The organism is Pseudomonas sp. Marseille-Q7302 (genome assembly GCF_965111925.1).
Genome location: NZ_CBCOPK010000001.1, coordinates 4,160,966 through 4,179,508, shown reverse-complemented (window position 1 = coordinate 4,179,508; position 18,543 = coordinate 4,160,966). Strand labels below are relative to the sequence as shown.

General features: G+C 64.3%; 18 protein-coding genes. 5 read left to right on the top strand and 13 right to left on the bottom strand.

The genetic code is table 11. The features are described from left to right. Window positions 1-3 precede the first annotated feature (3 nt). Entirely contained in the window at window positions 4-552 is a 549-nt protein-coding gene (locus ACWPW1_RS19480; protein ID WP_454253741.1) for a glutathione peroxidase, read from the bottom strand. A gap of 81 nt (window positions 553-633) precedes the next feature. Beyond that, on the bottom strand, window positions 634-963 hold the full coding sequence (locus tag ACWPW1_RS19475) for a hypothetical protein (protein WP_093256472.1): 330 nt from the start codon (window positions 961-963) through the stop codon (window positions 634-636). A gap of 232 nt (window positions 964-1,195) precedes the next feature. On the opposite strand from ACWPW1_RS19475, the gene ACWPW1_RS19470 reads away from it, so the two are divergent. Beyond that, complete coding sequence (locus ACWPW1_RS19470; protein ID WP_454253740.1) at window positions 1,196-2,602, top strand: L-cystine transporter; 1,407 nt, start codon at window positions 1,196-1,198, stop codon at window positions 2,600-2,602. A gap of 200 nt (window positions 2,603-2,802) precedes the next feature. Here the strand turns inward: ACWPW1_RS19470 and ACWPW1_RS19465 are convergent, their stop codons facing one another. From ACWPW1_RS19465 to qhpR, 7 genes are all read right to left on the bottom strand, one after another. Further along, window positions 2,803-4,107 carry a hypothetical protein gene (locus ACWPW1_RS19465; RefSeq protein WP_454253739.1) on the bottom strand — a complete coding sequence of 435 codons (1,305 nt, stop codon included), beginning with the start codon at window positions 4,105-4,107 and terminating at the stop codon, window positions 2,803-2,805. Between the two features lie 351 nt (window positions 4,108-4,458). Next, window positions 4,459-6,159, bottom strand: coding sequence for an urease subunit alpha (gene ureC, locus ACWPW1_RS19460; RefSeq protein ID WP_454253738.1), 1,701 nt, complete (start codon window positions 6,157-6,159; stop codon window positions 4,459-4,461). Between the two features lie 199 nt (window positions 6,160-6,358). Continuing rightward, on the bottom strand, window positions 6,359-6,664 hold the full coding sequence (locus ACWPW1_RS19455) for an urease subunit beta (RefSeq protein WP_454253737.1): 306 nt from the start codon (window positions 6,662-6,664) through the stop codon (window positions 6,359-6,361). Beyond that, window positions 6,661-7,170, bottom strand: a complete 510-nt coding sequence (locus tag ACWPW1_RS19450) for a GNAT family N-acetyltransferase (protein WP_059316228.1) — start codon at window positions 7,168-7,170, stop codon at window positions 6,661-6,663. The genes ACWPW1_RS19455 and ACWPW1_RS19450 overlap by 4 nt, the downstream gene beginning before the upstream one ends. A 10-nt stretch (window positions 7,171-7,180) precedes the next feature. Then, a complete protein-coding gene (gene ureA, locus ACWPW1_RS19445) occupies window positions 7,181-7,483 on the bottom strand; it encodes an urease subunit gamma (RefSeq protein ID WP_059316227.1) in 303 nt (100 codons plus the stop codon). A gap of 83 nt (window positions 7,484-7,566) precedes the next feature. Further along, window positions 7,567-8,406 carry an urease accessory protein UreD gene (locus tag ACWPW1_RS19440; RefSeq protein ID WP_454253736.1) on the bottom strand — a complete coding sequence of 280 codons (840 nt, stop codon included), beginning with the start codon at window positions 8,404-8,406 and terminating at the stop codon, window positions 7,567-7,569. Between the two features lie 170 nt (window positions 8,407-8,576). After that, entirely contained in the window at window positions 8,577-9,620 is a 1,044-nt protein-coding gene (gene qhpR, locus ACWPW1_RS19435) for an AraC-like transcriptional regulator QhpR (RefSeq protein ID WP_454253735.1), read from the bottom strand. Window positions 9,621-9,958: 338 nt separating this feature from the next. On the opposite strand from qhpR, the gene eat reads away from it, so the two are divergent. The 3 genes from eat (at window position 9,959) to eutC (ending at window position 13,673) form a co-directional block, all read left to right on the top strand. Beyond that, window positions 9,959-11,323 carry an ethanolamine permease gene (gene eat, locus ACWPW1_RS19430; RefSeq protein ID WP_454253734.1) on the top strand — a complete coding sequence of 455 codons (1,365 nt, stop codon included), beginning with the start codon at window positions 9,959-9,961 and terminating at the stop codon, window positions 11,321-11,323. Between the two features lie 22 nt (window positions 11,324-11,345). After that, a complete protein-coding gene (locus tag ACWPW1_RS19425) occupies window positions 11,346-12,737 on the top strand; it encodes an ethanolamine ammonia-lyase subunit EutB (RefSeq protein ID WP_454253733.1) in 1,392 nt (463 codons plus the stop codon). 120 nt (window positions 12,738-12,857) lie between these two features. Continuing rightward, on the top strand, window positions 12,858-13,673 hold the full coding sequence (gene eutC, locus ACWPW1_RS19420; protein WP_313649548.1) for an ethanolamine ammonia-lyase subunit EutC: 816 nt from the start codon (window positions 12,858-12,860) through the stop codon (window positions 13,671-13,673). 5 nt (window positions 13,674-13,678) lie between these two features. On the opposite strand, the gene ACWPW1_RS19415 is transcribed toward eutC, so the two are convergent. Together ACWPW1_RS19415 and ACWPW1_RS19410 are read right to left on the bottom strand one after the other, a co-directional pair. Next, on the bottom strand, window positions 13,679-14,173 hold the full coding sequence (locus tag ACWPW1_RS19415) for an ankyrin repeat domain-containing protein (RefSeq protein WP_454253732.1): 495 nt from the start codon (window positions 14,171-14,173) through the stop codon (window positions 13,679-13,681). 21 nt (window positions 14,174-14,194) lie between these two features. After that, window positions 14,195-14,623 carry a GNAT family N-acetyltransferase gene (locus ACWPW1_RS19410; RefSeq protein ID WP_313649546.1) on the bottom strand — a complete coding sequence of 143 codons (429 nt, stop codon included), beginning with the start codon at window positions 14,621-14,623 and terminating at the stop codon, window positions 14,195-14,197. A gap of 127 nt (window positions 14,624-14,750) precedes the next feature. On the opposite strand from ACWPW1_RS19410, the gene ACWPW1_RS19405 reads away from it, so the two are divergent. After that, on the top strand, window positions 14,751-15,656 hold the full coding sequence (locus ACWPW1_RS19405; protein ID WP_454253731.1) for an alpha/beta fold hydrolase: 906 nt from the start codon (window positions 14,751-14,753) through the stop codon (window positions 15,654-15,656). 7 nt (window positions 15,657-15,663) lie between these two features. On the opposite strand, the gene rutR is transcribed toward ACWPW1_RS19405, so the two are convergent. Next, on the bottom strand, window positions 15,664-16,347 hold the full coding sequence (rutR, locus tag ACWPW1_RS19400; protein WP_454253730.1) for an HTH-type transcriptional regulator RutR: 684 nt from the start codon (window positions 16,345-16,347) through the stop codon (window positions 15,664-15,666). 342 nt (window positions 16,348-16,689) lie between these two features. Beyond that, window positions 16,690-18,360 (bottom strand): ArnT family glycosyltransferase, encoded by a 1,671-nt coding sequence (locus ACWPW1_RS19395; protein ID WP_454253729.1) that lies wholly within the window; start codon window positions 18,358-18,360, stop codon window positions 16,690-16,692. Window positions 18,361-18,543 lie beyond the last annotated feature (183 nt).

The window sequence follows — 18,543 nt, the reverse complement described above, 5'->3', positions numbered from 1 at the left end:
GCTTCACCCCTTCGCCAACTCCTTCTCGATGGCCTCCAGCAACCGCGGATCATCCGCCGTCACGTCGGGCGCGAAACGACCCACCACCTCGCCATTGCGCCCAATCAGGAATTTCTCGAAATTCCACAGCACCTCGGGCTTGGGATTGGGAGTGCCCCCACGGCTCAGCATGCGCTCGCGGAAGGGGCCATCGCCAGTCGTCTCGGGTTGCGCCTGGGTCAGTTCCGCATAGAGCGGATGCTGGTCTTCACCCACCACGCTGAGCTTGGCGAACAGGGGGAATTGCACGCCGTAGGTCAGGGTGCAGAACTCCTTGATCTCGGCATCGCTGCCGGGCTCCTGCTGCTTGAAGTCGTTGGCGGGAAAGCCGAGCACTTCCAGGCCGCGCTCGCGCTGGGTCTCGTAAAGGCGTTCCAGGCCTTCGTACTGGCTGGTAAGGCCGCACTTGGAGGCGACATTCACCACCAGCAGCACCTTGCCCAGGTAGCGTTCCAGGGTCAGGGTTTCGCCGTCGATGGATTGCAGCGGGAGTTTCATCAGGGTCGCGGTCATGGTCGGCTTCCTCGGGGAGAAGTTGCCAGCCTAGCGCAAAAACGCCGCCCGGGTGGGCGGCGCCTGTCGGTCGCGGAAGGCTCAGCGCTTGAGCTTGACCACGTCGCCGGAAACGGTGGTGGTGTAGCCATTCAGGACCCAGGCCCAGAACCAGTTTTCCTGCACCTGGGTGTTGATCAGGGCATCGCCGCCGCGGGATTTGATGGCGGCCTGCTGGGCGCGCACGAAGCGGTCGTTCTGCTGGATCGGGATGATCTGGAACAGCATGATACCGGTAGCCTTGCCTTCGCCATGACCGACGACGGTGTACTGCGACGGATCCAGGTTCTGCGTCTTCATCGCGGTGCCGGTGCAGCCAGCGACGGCGGCGGCGAGGGCGAAAGAGGCGGCGAGCTTGGCGAAACGTTGCATGAGGTGACTCCTTTTCTGGTTGGCAGGGTCGGGCTTCGTTTCCCGACGCGGCGCACTCTAGCAGTGCAGAGCACCGCGGAAATACCGTTCGCTCCGGCGATAGAACCGCTCCGCCCAAGGTCCCAGGGTTATCAGGTGATAGCGCCTCGATCTAAGCCCGGGCGGCCTGAACTGATACCATCGCCCGCCTCTCGTCCGGCGGCCGCGCCGGGCGCCGTTTCGGAGACCTCGTGTGAATCTGCCTCTCGTCCTCAACCTCGTCGCCTTCGCCGTGCTGCTCGGCCTGCTGGCGCGTACCCGCAATACCGGCTGGAGCCTGGCCGTGCGCGTCTTCATCGGCCTCGCCCTGGGCGTCGCCTTCGGCCTGGTGCTGCAACTCGTCTACGGGCATGACGCCCCGGTGCTCAAGACCTCCATCAGCTGGTTCAACCTGGTCGGCAACGGCTATGTGCAGCTGCTGCAGATGAGCATCATGCCACTGGTGTTCGCCTCCATCCTGGCGGCCGTGGCGCGGCTGCGCGAGGCCTCGTCCATGGGCCGCATCAGCCTGCTGACCCTGGGCACGCTGCTGTTCACCACCGCCATCGCCGCCCTGGTCGGGGTGCTGGTGACCTGGCTGTTCGGCCTGAGCGCCGAAGGCCTGGTGCAGGGCGCCCAGGAGACCGCGCGCCTGACCACCCTGCAGAACAGCTATGTCGGCAAGGTGGCGGACCTGTCGGTGCCCCAGCTGCTGCTGTCCTTCATTCCGAAGAATCCCTTCGCCGATCTTGCCGGTGCCAGTCCCACCTCCATCATCAGCGTGGTGATCTTCGCCGCCTTCCTCGGCGTCGCCGCCTTGCGCCTGCAGCGCGACGATCCGGTCCGTGGCGAGAAGGTGCTGGCCGGCATCGACGTGCTCCAGGCCTGGGTGATGAAGCTGGTACGCCTGCTGCTGCAACTGACCCCCTATGGCGTGCTGGCGCTGATGACCAAGATGGTCGCTACCGCCAGCCCCCAGGACGTGCTCAAGCTGGGCACCTTCCTGATCGCCTCCTACCTGGGCCTGGCCATCCTCTTCGGCGTGCATGCGCTGCTGCTGACCCTGAGCGGCCTGTCGCCAGCGCGCTTCTTTCCCAAGGTCTGGCCGGTGCTGAGCTTCGCCTTCACCAGCCGCTCCAGCGCGGCGACCATCCCGCTGAACATCGAGGCCCAGACCGAGCGCCTCGGCGTACCGCCGGCCATCGCCAGTTTCGCCGCCTCCTTTGGCGCCACCATCGGCCAGAACGGTTGCGCCGGTCTCTATCCGGCCATGCTGGCGGTGATGATCGCGCCCACCATGGGCATCGATCCCTTCGATCCGCTGTGGATCGCCACGCTCGTGGGCATCGTCACCCTGAGTTCGGCGGGTGTAGCAGGCGTAGGTGGCGGCGCTACCTTCGCCGCCCTGATCGTGCTGCCAGCCCTGGGCCTGCCGGTCACCCTGGTGGCACTGCTGGTGTCCATCGAGCCCCTGATCGACATGGGCCGCACCGCGCTCAACGTAAACGGCTCCATGACCGCCGGCACCCTGACCGCACGCTGGATGGGCCAGCTGGACAAGGCCGCCTACGACCGCGACGACAGGGCGGAGGCCCCGCCTGGGTCGATAGGGCAGGGGTAAGGATAAAGCAGCTAATATGTAGGTCCGTCTGATCGGGCTTTGGCGATGTAATAGCCTAAGCCCAATTTATAGTGTTGATAAATTAATGCAATTGCGATGCTGACTTTGCTCTACCTATATGGCATCTTTTGAGGTGAAGATGCTTTATGAATTAAACGTAAAATTGGGAGGAGGGTTAATGGCGTTTAATCTCTGCTAAGCTATTGAGTTTGATAGGTTTTTCTGACTTGGCGGTCAATTGGTGATGTGGTACGCATTCCTATTCCGAGCGGGTCATCTGAGTTTTCTTTGCCAGATGAATTCCAGTTTTTATTTATAAATGACCAGGCAAGGCCAGTAGGTCCCTGATCCTCATATGTTCCAAATATTTCATTTAAGTCAAATTCTTTGGCGTTTTCTAGCCATTGCCCGTTAAATGTGTTCCCGTTTATGTTTCTATCGGATATCCATCTTCCGTTGTCGTAGTAAAAGGCCATTATTCTCCAGTGATGGCCGCACCAGTGGCATTTTGAGTCCGAAACATAAAAGCCCTCCACAAAAATACGTTTTGAATCAATGTTTATGAATGTTTTGTAGTCATCTGTATGTCTGCTGTAAAGTTTATATTCTACGCCTGACTGTAGCTCAAAAAAGGGATCGGTCTGCATCTTGATTTGTTGGGATGCGCTAAATAAGTTTTCGATAAAGAGATTTGAGTTTTTAATCTCCCTTAGAAGAACTATTTTTTGTTCGATACTTATGTTTCCTAGGGATTTTTCTTTTTCCAAAGTTAATTTGAGGTTTTTTTCGTCCCTTGGGCGCGTACCATCAATTCCGGAGTATAGTGCTACAGCCTGAGCAAACTTGGCCGAATCAATATTTAGCATTTGTGGGTAGCCAGAGCTGATTTTGATCTCGCCGTCAATTATCTCGGCTATAATGGACCATTTGGTGCCTCCAGATCCCCCTGCGTAAGAAAGATAATCAATTATAATTTCGTCTTTTTTATCTTCATCGATATCGTCGATATAAACGTTGCTTATCATGAATATCTGTGGAAATTCATGGGTTTTTAGGTATTCGTCTATTTTATTGTGCGCTTTGCCATTAACTGTTGGAAGCAAAGTAATATTTTTGTATTCCTTTACGCTCAACTCTATAATGCTGTCTTTTACATTGTTTAATGGTGAGATGCTTATGATCGATTCTAGTGGGCCAGGCTCAGATATGTAGAAAATCTTTAAGATCGGGATATTTGTTTTGCCAGAATTTTTCTTTATATTTTTTATTGCTTCACTATCTAATGCAAAGGCAGTGTTTAAAAATGATTCATTTCCATAGGCGACAATGAAGTTTTCGCCAAGCCCTAAGAGGTCGGCGTTGATTATTTCTATGTCGTAATTTTTAGGAAATCTGGACTTTATTGTCTCTCTTAAGATTACATCTTTTTTATTTATTGGTATTTTTTCATACTGATATAATTGATAAGCCCAGTATATGGTGTAGAGTAGGGCTGCGATTAGCATTGAAATTATTGCTTTTGCTATTTGGGTTTTGACGGTGTCTTTTTTTCCAAGGTTTCATCTTCTGTTTGGTGGTTTGTTGGCCGCAGCTTTATGCCCTCTAAAACCCGGGCCTGGAGTCGCTGCTAAAGTGGCTAGCATGGCAGCAGTTGGTTCTGTCCAAGAACAGCATGACTGTCCAGAGTGCGTTGCCAGGGTTAGTTGGTGAGCAAGTTGACTACTCCTGGCAGGCATGAAGCCGGCCCAGGTAAGTGTAGGCATGATTACACTATGCGAATTAGGCGTAAATGCCAGGCTGACGAAACAGTCTTTACAAATTCATTGATAAGGCGGGTCCCTCCGCGATCATCACTGTTAGAAAAGAAAATACCGCTGTGCCATCGGCAGCACCTCGGCCGGTTCGCACCAGAGCAGCTGGCCGTCGGCCTTGACCTGGTAGTTCTGCGGATCGACCTCGATGGTGGGCAGATAGTCGTTGTGGATGAGGTCGCTCTTCTGCGCGGTGCGGCAGCCCTTGACCACGCCGATGCGCTTCTTCAGCCCCAGTTGCTCCGGTACCCCCGCCTCGAAAGCGGCCTGGCTGATGAAGGTCAGGCTGGTGTCGTGGAGCATGCCGGCGTAGCTGCCGAACATGGGGCGGTAGTGCACCGGTTGCGGGGTGGGGATGGAGGCGTTGGCGTCGCCCATCAGACTGGCCGCGATGGCGCCGCCCTTGAGGATCAGGGTCGGCTTGACGCCAAAGAAGGCAGGGCGCCAGAGCACCAGGTCGGCGAACTTGCCCACCTCGATGGAACCCACCTCGTGGCTGATGCCATGGGTGATCGCGGGGTTGATGGTGTACTTGGCGATGTAGCGCTTGACCCGGAAGTTATCGTTGCCAGCGCCATCCTCGGGCAGCGGGCCGCGCTGCTTCTTCATCTTGTCGGCGGTCTGCCAGGTGCGGGTGATGACCTCGCCGACGCGGCCCATGGCCTGGCTGTCGGAGCTGATCATGGCGAAGGCGCCGAGATCGTGGAGGATGTCCTCGGCGGCGATGGTCTCGCGGCGGATGCGACTCTCGGCAAAGGCCACGTCCTCGGCGATGCTAGGGTCCAGGTGGTGGCAGACCATGAGCATGTCCAGATGCTCGTCGATGGTGTTCCTGGTGAAGGGCCGCGTCGGATTGGTGGAGCTGGGCAGCACGTTGGGGAAGCCGCAGGCCTTGATGATGTCCGGCGCGTGGCCGCCGCCGGCACCCTCGGTGTGATAGGTGTGGATGGTGCGGCCCTTGAAGGCGCCCAGGGTGGTCTCGACGAAACCGGATTCGTTGAGGGTATCGGTGTGGATGGCCACCTGGATGTCGAAGCGATCGGCCACCGCCAGGCAGTTGTCGATGGCGGCGGGGGTGGTGCCCCAGTCTTCGTGCAGCTTTAGGCCGATGGCGCCGGCGCGCACCTGTTCCTCCAGCGGTCCGGGCAGGCTGGCGTTGCCCTTGCCGGTGAAGCCGATGTTCATGGGGAAGGCATCGGCGGCCTTGAGCATCTGCGCCATGTGCCAGGGACCGGGGGTCACGGTGGTGGCATAGGTGCCGGTGGCTGGGCCGGTGCCGCCGCCGATCATGGTGGTGGTGCCACTCATGAGCGCCTCTTCGATCTGCTGCGGGCAGATGAAGTGGATGTGGGAGTCGATGCCGCCCGCGGTGAGGATCATGCCTTCGCCGGCGATGACCTCGGTGGCGGCGCCGATGGGTACGCTGACGCCGGGCTGGATGTCCGGGTTGCCGGCCTTGCCGATGGCCTGGATGCGCCCGTTCTTGAGGCCGACATCGGCCTTGACGATGCCCCAGTGATCGACGATCAGGGCGTTGGTGATGACGGTGTCGACCACCTCGGCCGCCAGCAGCTGGCTCTGGCCCATGCCGTCGCGGATGACCTTGCCGCCACCGAATTTCACTTCTTCGCCGTAGACGGTGTGGTCCTCTTCGACCTCGATCCAGAGGTCGGTATCAGCCAGGCGCACCCGGTCGCCGGTGGTGGGGCCGAACATGTCCGCATAGGCTTGGCGGGAGATTTTCATAGGCGTTGATCCCGAATAAAGGTGGTTCGGTTTGCCCTCACCCCGGCCCTCTCCCGGAGGGAGAGGGGGAAGAGCGGGTGTTCTGGTTGGGGCCTTCACGCCCGCCATTTCTCAGGCAGAAAAGGGAAGGACGAAAGGCACGGTGTCTGCTTTTGGCCCCCTCTCCCTGAGGGAGAGGGTTGGGGTGAGGGGGCTGTCCCTACAACCTGCCCATCACCCGCCCGGCGAAGCCGTAGACGGTGCGCAGGCCGGCCAGCTCGACCAGTTCTACCTCGCGACTCTGGCCCGGCTCGAAGCGTACGGCGGTGCCGGCTGCGATGTTCAGGCGCATGCCACGGGCCAGGGCGCGGTCGAACACCAGGGCGTCATTGGTTTCGTGGAAGTGGTAGTGCGAGCCCACCTGGATCGGTCGGTCGCCGCTGTTGGCAACGGTCAGGCTCAAGGTACGGCGGCCGGCATTGAGTTCGATGTCGCCGTCCTGGATCTGGTATTCGCCGGGGATCATGGGCGCTGCTCCAGCATCAGTTGCATGAAGGTGAGGTCCAGCCAGCGTCCGAACTTGATGCCGACCTGGGGCATCTGCCCAGTGGTGATGAAGCCCAGGCGCTCGTGCAGGCGGATTGACGCCTGGTTGCCACTCTCGATGGCGGCCACCATCACGTGCTTGTCACAGGCGCGGGCGCGTTCGATGAGCGGCATCATCAGCTGCGGGCCAATGCCCTGGCCGCGCTGGTCAGGATGGATATAGACCGAGTGCTCGACGGTGTGGCGAAAGCCCTCGAAGGGCCGCCAGTCACCGAAGGAGGCGTAGCCCACCACCGTCCCTTCGGCGTTCTCGGCGACCAGGATCGGATAGCCCTGGGTAGCGCGCAGGTCGAACCAGGCCTGGCGGTTGGCCAGGTCCACCGGGGTTTCGTTCCAGATCGCCGTGGTGTTGCTGACGGCGTCGTTGTAGATGTGCAGCACCGCCGGCAGGTCGGCAGGGGTGGCGTCGCGGACGATCAGACTCATGATGGTCTCCCTAGGCAATCGGCTGGTGGACGGTGACCAGCTTGGTCCCGTCGGGGAAGGTGGCTTCCACCTGGATCTCCGGGATCATCTCCGGAACGCCTTCCATCACCTGGTCGCGGGTCAGCAGGGTGGTGCCGTAGTGCATCAGGTCGGCCACGGTGCGACCGTCACGGGCGCCTTCGAGCAGGGCGGCGGAGATCAGCGCCATGGCTTCCGGGTAGTTGAGCTTCACCCCGCGCGCCAGGCGGCGTTCGGCCACCAGGCCGGCAGTGAAGATGAGCAGTTTGTCTTTTTCGCGGGGCGTCAGGTCCATGGGTGTTCCGGTTGGCAGATGCGGTCAAGGGATGTCGGTCGATCATCGCGGCCATGGGCCGCGCCTACAAGGGCGGCGCTGCCTCAGGTACTCCAGATCCGCGGCGGCATGGCCACGCGGCCGAGCAGGGCCGGGCGCAGCAGGCGCCACACCTCGATCAGCCAGGCGCGGGCCTGCAGGGATTCGGCGGCCAGGCAGCGGGCGACCACCAGGCCGGGCAGCTGGGTCAGGTCGCCGCGTACCGGCAGGGCGAGGTCGCGGCAGCGTGCCAGGGTGTCGGCGTCCAGGGTGCCGGTGATTAGCAGGGTAGCGAACACCGGCTGGCCGGCCAGGCCGATGGGCGAGTCCAGCAGCCGATCCGCGCCGACCAGGCGCTGGCGCTCGTGCCACAACGGGATGCCATCGCGACGGATGTCCAGGTGTGCCTGGAACAGGCCTTCGGTGAAGCGTTCGGCACTGGCCGGGCGGCCCAGGGCGACGATGTCCCAGTAGCAGAGGCGGGCATCGCCTTCCAGCTCGATGCGGGTAGCGAGATGGGCCTGGGCGCCCGAGAAGACGATGGTCTCCTGGGGCAACCATTCCAGGGTGGCGCCAGCGGCCACGCGCAGGTCGATCTGCTGGTGGGCGGCGCTGTCGGCGCGATACCACTTGGCTGCCCCGGGGCTGGTGAGCTGGGCCCAGGCGTTTTCGCCGACACTGACGTCGATGTCCAGCCGATCCCCGCCGGCGATGCCGCCCGGTGGATGCACCAGGATGTGCTGGCAGACCGCGGGGCCTTCGGCGTGCAGATGCTTCTGGACACGCAAGGGACCGAGGTGGCGGCGGGTGGTGGGCCGGGTCCAGTCGCCCTGGCGGGCATAGGCCAGCTCCAGGCGCGCCGGCCAGGCCGGGGTGAAGAGGGCAGGGGGCAGGGCAGAGGTCATCGGGTGGTCGTTGTTCTGGTTGGGGCTGTTTGGGGCAAGGCCTTGCAAGAATCTGACCGGATGAGCAGGAGTTGCCGTTGGGCCTCGCTACGCTCAGCACCAACCTACCGATGCCGGTGCTTGGATGGCCGCTCGACGTAGGGCTTCGCTGGCGCTCAAGGATCCAACCTCTACGAAAGGCCCCGCCATTGCCGCGGACTCACCTGAAACCACCGCCGAAACGCCCGCGAAAAGGCACTCGTCTCCGAGTAGCCCAGCAGCGGCGCCAGGTCGGTGATCGGCAGCCGCTGCCGCAGGTAGTGCTGAGCCAGGTCGCGGCGGACGCCTTCGACCAGCGCCGAGAAACTCGCTCCCTGGTCGCGCAGGCGGCGTTGCAGCTGGCTGGTGGACAGGTCCAGACGCTGGGCGATGGTCTCCAGGCTGGGTTCGCCCAGGGGCAGGGCCAGGCGTACCGAGGCGCGGACCTCTTCGAGCAGTTCCAGCTGCGGCAGGCGCTGGCCGAGTTGGCGAATGGCGTCCTGCACCACCAGCAGGAGCAATGGGTCGTGGTCGGGCATGGTGCGGTCGCGCAGGTCGGCCTTGGGCACCAGCATGGCGTTGTAGGGGTGACCGAAGCTGACCGCCGCATCGAACAGCCGGCGATGCTCGTGCCAGCCCTCGGGCCGGGGATGTTCGAATTGCACCGCCCGCGGCGCCCAGGTCGGGCCGAGCACATGGCGCAAGAGGTTGAGCAGCATACCCAGGGTCAGCTCGGCGTCCTGGCGGCGGGCAACGATGGCGCCGTGGCGCACCTGGTAGTCGAAGCGCCAGCAATCGCCGGCGTCCACCAGCTGGATCAGGGTGCTGTGCTGGTGGAAGGGAAAGGCGGCGGCGAAGTTCTGCAGCGCCGCCTCGGCGGTGGGCGAGCAGAGCCCCACATAGCCCAGCAGACCGAGCATCTGCGGCTTGAACTGCTGCCCGTAGTGCAGCCCGAAATTGTCGCAGCCGGACTGGGCAGCCGCTTCTTCCAGGACCCGGCAGTAGTTGCCCAGCCCCAGACTCAGGGTGGGGTGCTGCAACTGTTCCGGATCGATGCCGGCGGTGCCGAAGATGCGATCGACATCGCCGCCGTGGCTGGTGATGACGGTATCCAGCCCGCTGGCGGCGGCAGAGAGCACGCCGAGGTTGCGCGACGGTGAGGTCAGGGCGGCTAAGCCGGAAGCGGCCAGGGGCATGGGGCGGGTCCAGGGAGGGGATCGGCATGAATGAAGCAAAGGCTGTGCCCCGGGCCAGACGTCGACCCGGTACAGGTGCCGTAACGTCGAGGGCTTCACGGTATTCGGCCCTTGGCATGCCTCATTGCGGGGCGCGAGGGTGGGTGTCGCACCGAGCTGGTGCGGTCGCGGGTAGCAGCCTGGGAAGAGGGGTAACGCCGACTTGACCCTGGGTCGCACCGGCCGTGCCGAGCGGTCAAGTCGGCGCGGTCCTGGTCTGTTTAAGCTCGAAAAAGCCGGGTATCGCGGGATCGCGGTCGCCCATTCGGATCACGTCGCTACAAGGGGAGTGGCCTGTCATGACCAACGAAAAACTCAAGCCGACCCTCGGCACCCTGCACCTCTGGGGTATCGCCGTGGGTCTGGTGATCTCCGGGGAGTACTTCGGCTGGAGCTATGGCTGGGGCGTCGCCGGGACCCTGGGCTTTCTGGTCACCGCGCTGGTAGTGGCGGTGATGTACACCTGCTTCATCTTCAGCTTCACTGAGCTGACCACCGCCATTCCCCATGCCGGCGGCCCCTTCGCCTACAGCCGCCGCGCCTTCGGTCCCCGGGGCGGTACCATCGCCGGGATCGCGACGCTGATCGAGTTCGTCTTCGCGCCACCGGCCATCGCCATGGCCATCGGCGCCTACCTCAATGTGCAGTTTCCCACCTTCGATCCCAAGCTCTGCGCGGTAGCGGCCTATTTTATCTTCATGACCCTGAACATCCTCGGGGTGAGCATCGCCGCCACCTTCGAACTGGTGGTCACGGTGCTGGCGGTGATCGAGCTGCTGATCTTCATGGGCGTGGTGGCGCCGGGCTTCAGCCTGACCAACTTCACCAGCGGTGGCTGGGCTGGCCAGGACCAGTTCTCCCTGGCCGCGGTAGGCGGCATGTTCGCCGCCATTCCCTTCGCCATCTGGTTCTTTCTCGCCATCGAGGGCGCGGCCATGGCGGCCGAGGAAGCCAAGGACCCCAAGCGCACCATTCCCAAGGCCTATATCGCCGGCATCCTCACCCTGGTGACCCTGGCCATCGGCGTGATGATCTTCGCTGGCGGCGTGGGCGACTGGCGAGCGCTGTCCAACATCAACGATCCGCTGCCCCAGGCCATGAAGGGGGTGGTGGGCGAAGGCTCCATGTGGCTGCACCTGCTGGTGGGCATCGGCCTGTTCGGGCTGGTGGCCAGCTTCCACGGCATCATCCTTGGCTATTCGCGGCAATTCTTCGCCCTGGCCCGCGCCGGCTTTTTGCCCCACGGCCTGGCTAAGCTGTCGCGCTTCCAGACGCCGCACCGGGCGGTGCTGGCCGGCGGCGTGGTGGGCATCGCCGCCATTTTCAGCGACGGGGTGATCAGCCTGCAGGGCATGACCCTGACCGCCGCCATGATCACCATGAGCGTGTTCGGCGCCATCGTCATGTACATCATGAGCATGCTCAGCCTGTTCAAGCTGCGCCGCAGCGAGCCCCACCTGGAGCGCACCTTCCGCGCCCCTGGCTATCCGGTGGTGCCAGCCATCGCCCTGGTGCTGGCGGTGGTCTGCCTGATCGCCATGGTCTGGTACAACCCGGTGATCGCCAGCGTCTTCGTGGTGCTGATGGTGATAGGGGCGCTGGTCTGCGGTCTCAGCCGTAGACAGGGCGACATTGCACCCGACGCTGCCTTCGGCGAGGCCTGAGCAGCGCAACCCGGGAGGTAGCATGAGCGGTTTCCAGCACAGTGTAGGCGGCCAGACCTGGCGTTTCACCGATCTCAAGGCGCTCATGGCCAAGGCCACTCCGGCGCGGTCGGGAGATGTCCTGGCCGGAGTCGCCGCGAGTAGCGACGTGGAGCGGGTGGCGGCGCAGATGGCCCTGGCCGAGCTGCCGCTCAAGCACTTTCTCAGCGAAGCGGTGATTCCCTACGAGGCCGACGAAGTCACCCGGCTGATCGTCGACAGCCATGATGCCCAGGCCTTCGCGCCGGTCGCCCATCTCACCGTGGGCGGCTTTCGCGACTGGCTGCTCGGCCCGGCGGCGGACGAGACCAGTCTCGCTGCGCTGGCCCCGGGACTGACCCCGGAGATGGTCGCCGCGGTGTCCAAGATCATGCGCATCCAGGACCTGATCCTGGTAGCCCAGAAGGTCCGCGTGGTGACCCGTTTCCGCAACACCATCGGCTTGCGTGGGCGGCTGTCGACCCGGCTGCAGCCCAATCACCCCACCGACGATCCGGCCGGCATCGCCGCCAGCGTCCTCGACGGCCTGCTTTACGGTAACGGCGACGCGGTGATCGGCATCAATCCGGCCACCGACAGCACGGGCGGCATCTGCGAGCTGCTGAAGATGCTCGATGCGGTGATCCAGCGCTACGAGATCCCGACCCAGGCCTGCGTGCTGACCCACGTCACTACCAGCATCGCCGCCATCGAACGTGGCGCGCCCGTGGACCTGGTGTTCCAGTCCATCGCCGGGACCCAGGGCGCCAACGAGAGCTTCGGCATCAGCCTGGCGCTGCTGCAGGAAGGTTACGAAGCGGGGCTGTCGCAGCGCCGCGGCACCCTGGGCGACAACCTCATGTATTTCGAGACGGGGCAGGGCAGTGCTCTTTCTGCAGGCGCCCACCATGGCGTCGATCAGCAGACCTGCGAGGTGCGCGCCTACGCCGTGGCGCGCAAATTCCAGCCGCTGCTGGTGAACACCGTGGTCGGCTTCATCGGCCCGGAGTACCTCTACAACGGCAAGCAGATCATCCGCGCCGGCCTGGAGGATCACTTCTGCGGCAAGCTGCTCGGCGTGCCCATGGGCTGCGACATCTGCTACACCAACCATGCCGAAGCGGACCAGGACGACATGGACATGCTGCTGACCCTGCTGGGCGCGGCGGGCATCAATTTCATCATGGGCATCCCGGGCTCGGACGACGTGATGCTCAACTACCAGACCACCTCCTTCCACGACGCCCTTTACGCCCGCCAGGTGCTGGGCCTGCAACCGGCGCCGGAATTCGCCGCCTGGCTCGATCGCCTGGGCATCCTGCGCCTGGAAGACGGCCGCTTTTGCCTCGGCGAGGGCCTGCCCGCGCCGTTCCAGCGGGTGTTGGCGCAGATTTAGGGAGGATCGCGACTATCGCGGCCATGGGCCGCTCCTACAAGAGCGTCCATCCCTGTAGGAGCGGCCCATGGCCGCGACAGCCTTTCCAGACAGACACCGAATCGCTCAGGAGTCTTGCCCATGAACCCCTCCGACACCGCCCGCCCCGATCCCTGGGCCGAATTGCGTCGCCTGACCCCGGCGCGCATCGCCCTGGGCCGCGCCGGCACCAGCCTGCCCACTGCCGCCCAGCTGGACTTCCAGGCCGCCCATGCCCAGGCGCGCGATGCCGTGCACCTGGCCTTCGATCACCAGGCGCTGCGCGAAGGCCTGACCGCCCAGGGCCGCGAGACCCTGGTGCTCAAGAGCGCCGCGCCGGATCGACACACCTATCTGCAGCGCCCCGACCTGGGACGCAAGCTGTCGGAGGAATCCGCCCGCGAACTCCAGGCCTATGCCGCCGAGCATCCGGATGGCTTCGACGTCGCCGTGGTCATCGCCGACGGCCTCTCGGCCCTGGCAGTGCATCGCCATGCCCTGCCGTTCCTGGAGCGGCTGGCCGACCAGGCCAAGGCCGACGGTTGGCGCTGGGCGCCGGTCACCCTGGTGGAACAGGGCCGGGTGGCGGTGGGTGACGAGATCGGCGGGCTGCTCAAGGCGCGGCTGCTGGTGATGCTCATCGGCGAGCGCCCAGGCCTGAGTTCGCCCGACAGCCTCGGTCTCTATTTCACCTATGGTCCGCGCCCGGGCCTCAACGATGCCGGTCGCAACTGCATCTCCAACGTGCGCCTGGAGGGCCTCGCCTATGGCCTGGCAGCGCACAAGTTGCTCTACCTGATGCGCGAGGCCGATCGTCGCAAGCTCTCCGGGGTGCAGCTCAAGGACGAAGCCGAGGTGCCCCTGCTGGAGGGTGGGGAAGAGAACGCCCGGGTGGGGAATTTCCTGACCGCGTTCTAGCGACTTCAGGGGCGCGCGGCGCGCTGGCGCTGCTCGTCCAGCAAACGGTCGATGGCACTGCGATCAAGGGACCGCTTCTGCTTCAGGAAGGCCTGGAGCTGGTAGGCATTCCAGCCATCCGATGCCTTGCCAGGGCGCGCGATACGTCGCTCCGGATCGGCGCCGTAGCGCAACAGCAGGGCGACCAGGTCCGGCCGATTGAAGAGGATGGCGGCGTTGAGCGGCGTCAGGCCTCCGGCGTCGACAGGTTCGTCGGCCGCGCAGCCGGTGGCCAGGGCGGTCTGCGCCATCTGCAAGAGCACCTCCCGGCGAACTCCTGGCTCATCGTACAGGGCGCCGACGAAGGCCAGTGTCGGCTGAGTTTGGGTTCGCCCTCCCGTGGTGAGGCCTAGCAGGCAGCCGCGCCCGTCGATGACCCTGACGCCCGGTTCGGCCTGACTGCTGCCCGCCAGCGCCAGCAGCGCTATCAGACCCATCGTTCGAAAGGATAAGGCTCGCATGGTCCCTCGGTAGCCGGCCGCTCAGACCAGCGCCTTGCGCAGGAAATACCGTGCAAAGCCCGGTGGATAGTCCGCCAGTTCGCCGAACACCTCATAACCCAGGCGCTCGTAGAAGCCGCGGGCCTGGAATTCGTGGGTGTCGAGCCAGGCACCGTGGCAGCCGCGGGCTACCGCTTCGGCCTCGGCGCGCAGCATCAGCTCGCGACCGGCACCCTGGCCACGGGCGGCTTCGTCCACCGCCAGCAACTGTACATAGAGCCAGCCATAGCTGGTGTAGCCCCAGAGTCCGCCCAGGGGCTGGCCGTCGCGGCTCAGGCTGATGACCAGGGCCCGATAACCGCTCGGGCCGGCCTGGGCTTCGTTGTACTGTCGCAGCGGCGCAGCGATGGCCTGGCGCAGGTCCTCCCGGGCTTCGTCGGTAAGGTGGTATTCCAGTGGCGCTGCAGGCATGGCCGTGGTCTCAGGTAGAAGGTCGCCTGAGCATAGCGCACCGCTGCTGCGTGACCGTCGGGTTCTACCGCTTTGCTCGCGCTGGCCTTGGAGTAGCATGAACCTTTACCGATTTCGCGGGGGAGCCATGGACATACGTGAAGGTCGCGCCCGGGTTGGCGCCCTCGAACTGGCTTACGAGGACTGGGGCGATCCCGCCGATCCAGCGCTGCTGCTGATCATGGGCTTTGGCGCCCAGCTGCTGCTCTGGCCGGAAGGCTTCTGCGAAGCCCTGGTCCGGCGTGGACTGCGGGTGATCCGTTTCGACAATCGCGACGTCGGCCAGTCTTCGCGGCTGAGCTGGCCCGGTGGGCGACCGCCGTCGTTGTGGCCCGTGCTGGGCCGGGCGCAGCTGGGCAAGCCCAGCGCGGTGCCCTATCGCCTGGAAGCCATGGCCGCCGATGCGGTCGGGCTGCTCGATCACCTGGGGCTGGAGCGCGCCCATGTGCTGGGCGGCTCCATGGGGGGCATGATCGCCCAGATCCTCGCCGCCGACTGGCCGCAGCGGGTCGCGCGCCTGGGTATCCTGTTCTCGTCCACGAATCAGCCGCTGTTGCCGCCGCCCTCGTTCAAGCTGCTTGGCAGCCTGCTGCTGCGGCCGCCGACCGACCTGCCGGCCGATGCGGCGCTCGCCCGACAGAAGAACCTGCTCCGCGGTATCGAGAGCCCCAGCTACCGCCAGAGCGATGCCGATCTCGAACGCCTGGTGCAACGGATCCTGGCGCGCGGCATGGACGTGGACGGGGTGCAGCGGCAGCTGTTCGCCCTGCTGGGCAGTGGCGACCTGCGCCCCTTCGCCCGCCGCATCCAGGCGCCGGCTCTGGTAGTACATGGCGCGCGGGATCCGCTCCTGCGCCCAGCCTGTGGGCGCGCCGTGGCCAGGGCCATTCCCGGTGCCCGCTTCGAGCTCATTGCCGAGATGGCTCACGATCTGCCGGCACCGCTCTGGCCCTTGCTGAGCGAGTTGTTCGCCGACTTCTTCCTCGTGCCCTGAGGCGTGCTCAGGCGGCCGGACGTGGGCGCAGGCCGTCGATGATCAGGGTTTCCAGGCCGCGCAGGACCTCGTCGAAGAAGATCGGATCCTTCAGCGTGCGGCCGCACAGGGCCTGTACCTGTACCCGGAAGTCCGCATAGTGCTGGGTGGTGGCCCAGATACTGAACATCAGCTGATGCGGATCCACCGGTGCCAGCCGGCCGGCGTCGATCCAGGCGCGGATCACCCGGACCTTCTCGTCCATCAGGGCGTGCAGGCTGCTGCTCTGCAATTCGGGCAGCAGCAACGGCGCACCCTGGACCATCTCCAGGCAGAACAACCGGGATTCGGCGGGGTGGTCGCGGGACATCTCCAGCTTCTGCCGCAGATAGCCGCGCAGGGCGTCGAGGGGCTCCTGGTCTTCGCTGAAGATGCGCAGGGGCCGCAGCCAGGTGGCGAGCAGCTGGCGCAGCACCGCGAGATAGAGCTCTTCCTTGTTGCTGAAATAGTAGAGCAGGTTGGTCTTGGAGACGTCCGCTTGCAGCGCCACCTGATCCAGGCTAGCGCCATGCAGGCCGAAGCGGGAAAAGATGTCGAGGGCGGCGCTGAGGATCTGGGCGCGCTTGGCCTCGATCTGGCGCTGTCGTCGCTGCTGGGCGGCGGGACTGGGCTGCCGAGGTTTGCGTGGCGGGGAATCGCTGGCCTGATTCACGAACTGCTCCTTGGGCCTTTTCAGCGTCTGATCCGTGCCGACTGCGCCGGAACACGAGCGGCTCCGGCAGCACGTTCGTTCGGGTTCGCACCGTCCTGGTCGACGAACCTTCGGTCGAGCGTTGCAGCGTCGATCCGTTTTTTCACTCTAGCACGTCAGGGGCACAGCCATGGCCCGGGCACGGCCGTCTGGCAGCGCAGAGCCGTTTCGCCTGAAATCCGCAGGCTAGAGCTTGTCGTGGCAAGGTTAAACGATTCAGCTAGTCTGTCCAGGGCTACGGGTTTTTCATCTTCGAATGGGCCCTTCACGTTCTCGACCGCCTGCCCGGGTAGCGAGCCGAAACTAAGGGCTGATCCGAAAGGCGCGAAAGCGCTCCTTGCGATTGCCGGGGCGGGCGCCCTGCCAGAGCTCCTGCCAGCCCGTGGGCATGGCCACCGCTTCGTGTCTTTCGTCCTGGACCACCAGGATTCGACAGGGCACCTGGGCGAGGTCGGATATCTCCTGCGGCGGATAGCCGGTATAGACATGCACCATGGCGCGTTCCGACTCGCCCAGGCCATAGCTGGCCAGGCAAGCCGTGGGCGAGAGTACCCGCTGCAGCTCGCTGAAGGGCCGCGCATAGCTGTTGCCCAGATCGACCCAGGGTAGCCAGAGGCTGTTGGCGAGACTCCAGCTGACGGTCAGGCCGACGAACCAGACGCTGCCCGGCGTCAGCCGACGGCACACACCCAGCACCAGTCCCCAGGCGACCAGGGCCAGCAGGGCCAGGGTCCAGGCCGGAAGACTCACCGACAGGCGTTCTCCTATCGGCAGGTGATCGCGGATCAAGGCTGGCCAGGGTAGCGGCCAGCCCCGCGCCAGGCCGAGGCCACCCAGGGCCAGCAGGGTGATGAGAGGCGTCCAGACGCCCAGGCCAAGAACGCGCCCGAACCGGGCGAGAGGCGGCGGCGGCTGCAGGCGCGCCGCCAGCAGCGCCAGGGCCGGAAACAGCGGCAGTAGATAGAGGCTGCGAAACACCGCTGATTTGAGCAGGACCGCCAGGCAGACGATCGTGTAGAGCACCACCGTGGCCAGGCCGGGATGGCGGCCCAGCCGTCGCAAGGGGCTGCCGCCGCGGTGGTGCAGTTGCCAGAGCGTGGCGCCGAGCAGGATCGGTCCGGTGGGAAAGGACAGCGCCACCAGGTCCGCCAGGCTGGAGACCAGGCCATCGCTGTCGCTGTTGCGTGCCTCCAGGCCGAAGAAGCGGCCGATATTGTTGGTCCACAACCAGGTATGGAACAGTTCCGGAGCCCGGTGCCAGAGCAGCCATGGCCAGATCAGCAGCCAGGGCAGGGCGGCCAGGCTGGCAGCGAGCAGCCAGCGGCGACCTTCCGGCTCGACCAAGCGCCTGGGCCAGCAGAGCGCGCAGAGTCCTCCCGTGAGCCCCAGTACCCCAGGTACCAGCAGGCCCTTGCTCATGAAGGCGATGCCGAGACCGCTGCCACACAGCAGGCCATGACGCCAGGGGTGGCGCCGGTCGTGCAACTGCGCGGCGAGGCCAGCCAGGCCGAGGGTGGCGCCGGCCAGCTGGGGCACGTCGGCGATCAGCAGATGGCTGTGCTGCACGATGCCGAACATGCCCAGCAGGGCGAGTACGGCCTGGCGCCTACGCCCGGGCAGCACCCTCTGGGTAAGCCAGGCCAGGGCGGCCAGGGTCACCAGCATCCAGGCCAGTACCGCCAGCCGGGCACCGTCCGGTGCACTCAACCAGGGCGAAGACAGCTGCGCGGCCAGGGCGCCGGTCCAGTACATCAGCGGCGGCTTTTCCATGAAGGGCGCGGTACCGACCCGCGGGATCAGCCAGTCCGGCGTGATGAGGAAGTTCCACACCATGCCGAAGGAGTAGGGCTCGTCGGCCTTCCACAGGCCACGGCCGAACAGGCCAGCGAGCAGGTAGGCAACCAGGCAGCAGAGCAGCAGTGCCCGCTCCAGACGCGCGGCGCGTGGCGAGGCAGGGGAGGAGGAGGGGAGCAAGGCAATGACTCTTGGCGGAATCCTGCCGGTATACGGGGTTTGGCTTAGAGGGGGCTTAAGGAGGTTATCCGAGGCGACGTGCATGGGTACGGCGGGGCTGACTGATTGTCCGCCGATATCGCCATTCCTACGGAAAATGGAGCATCGCCAATCGCGGCCATGGGCCGCTCCTACAGGTCTAGT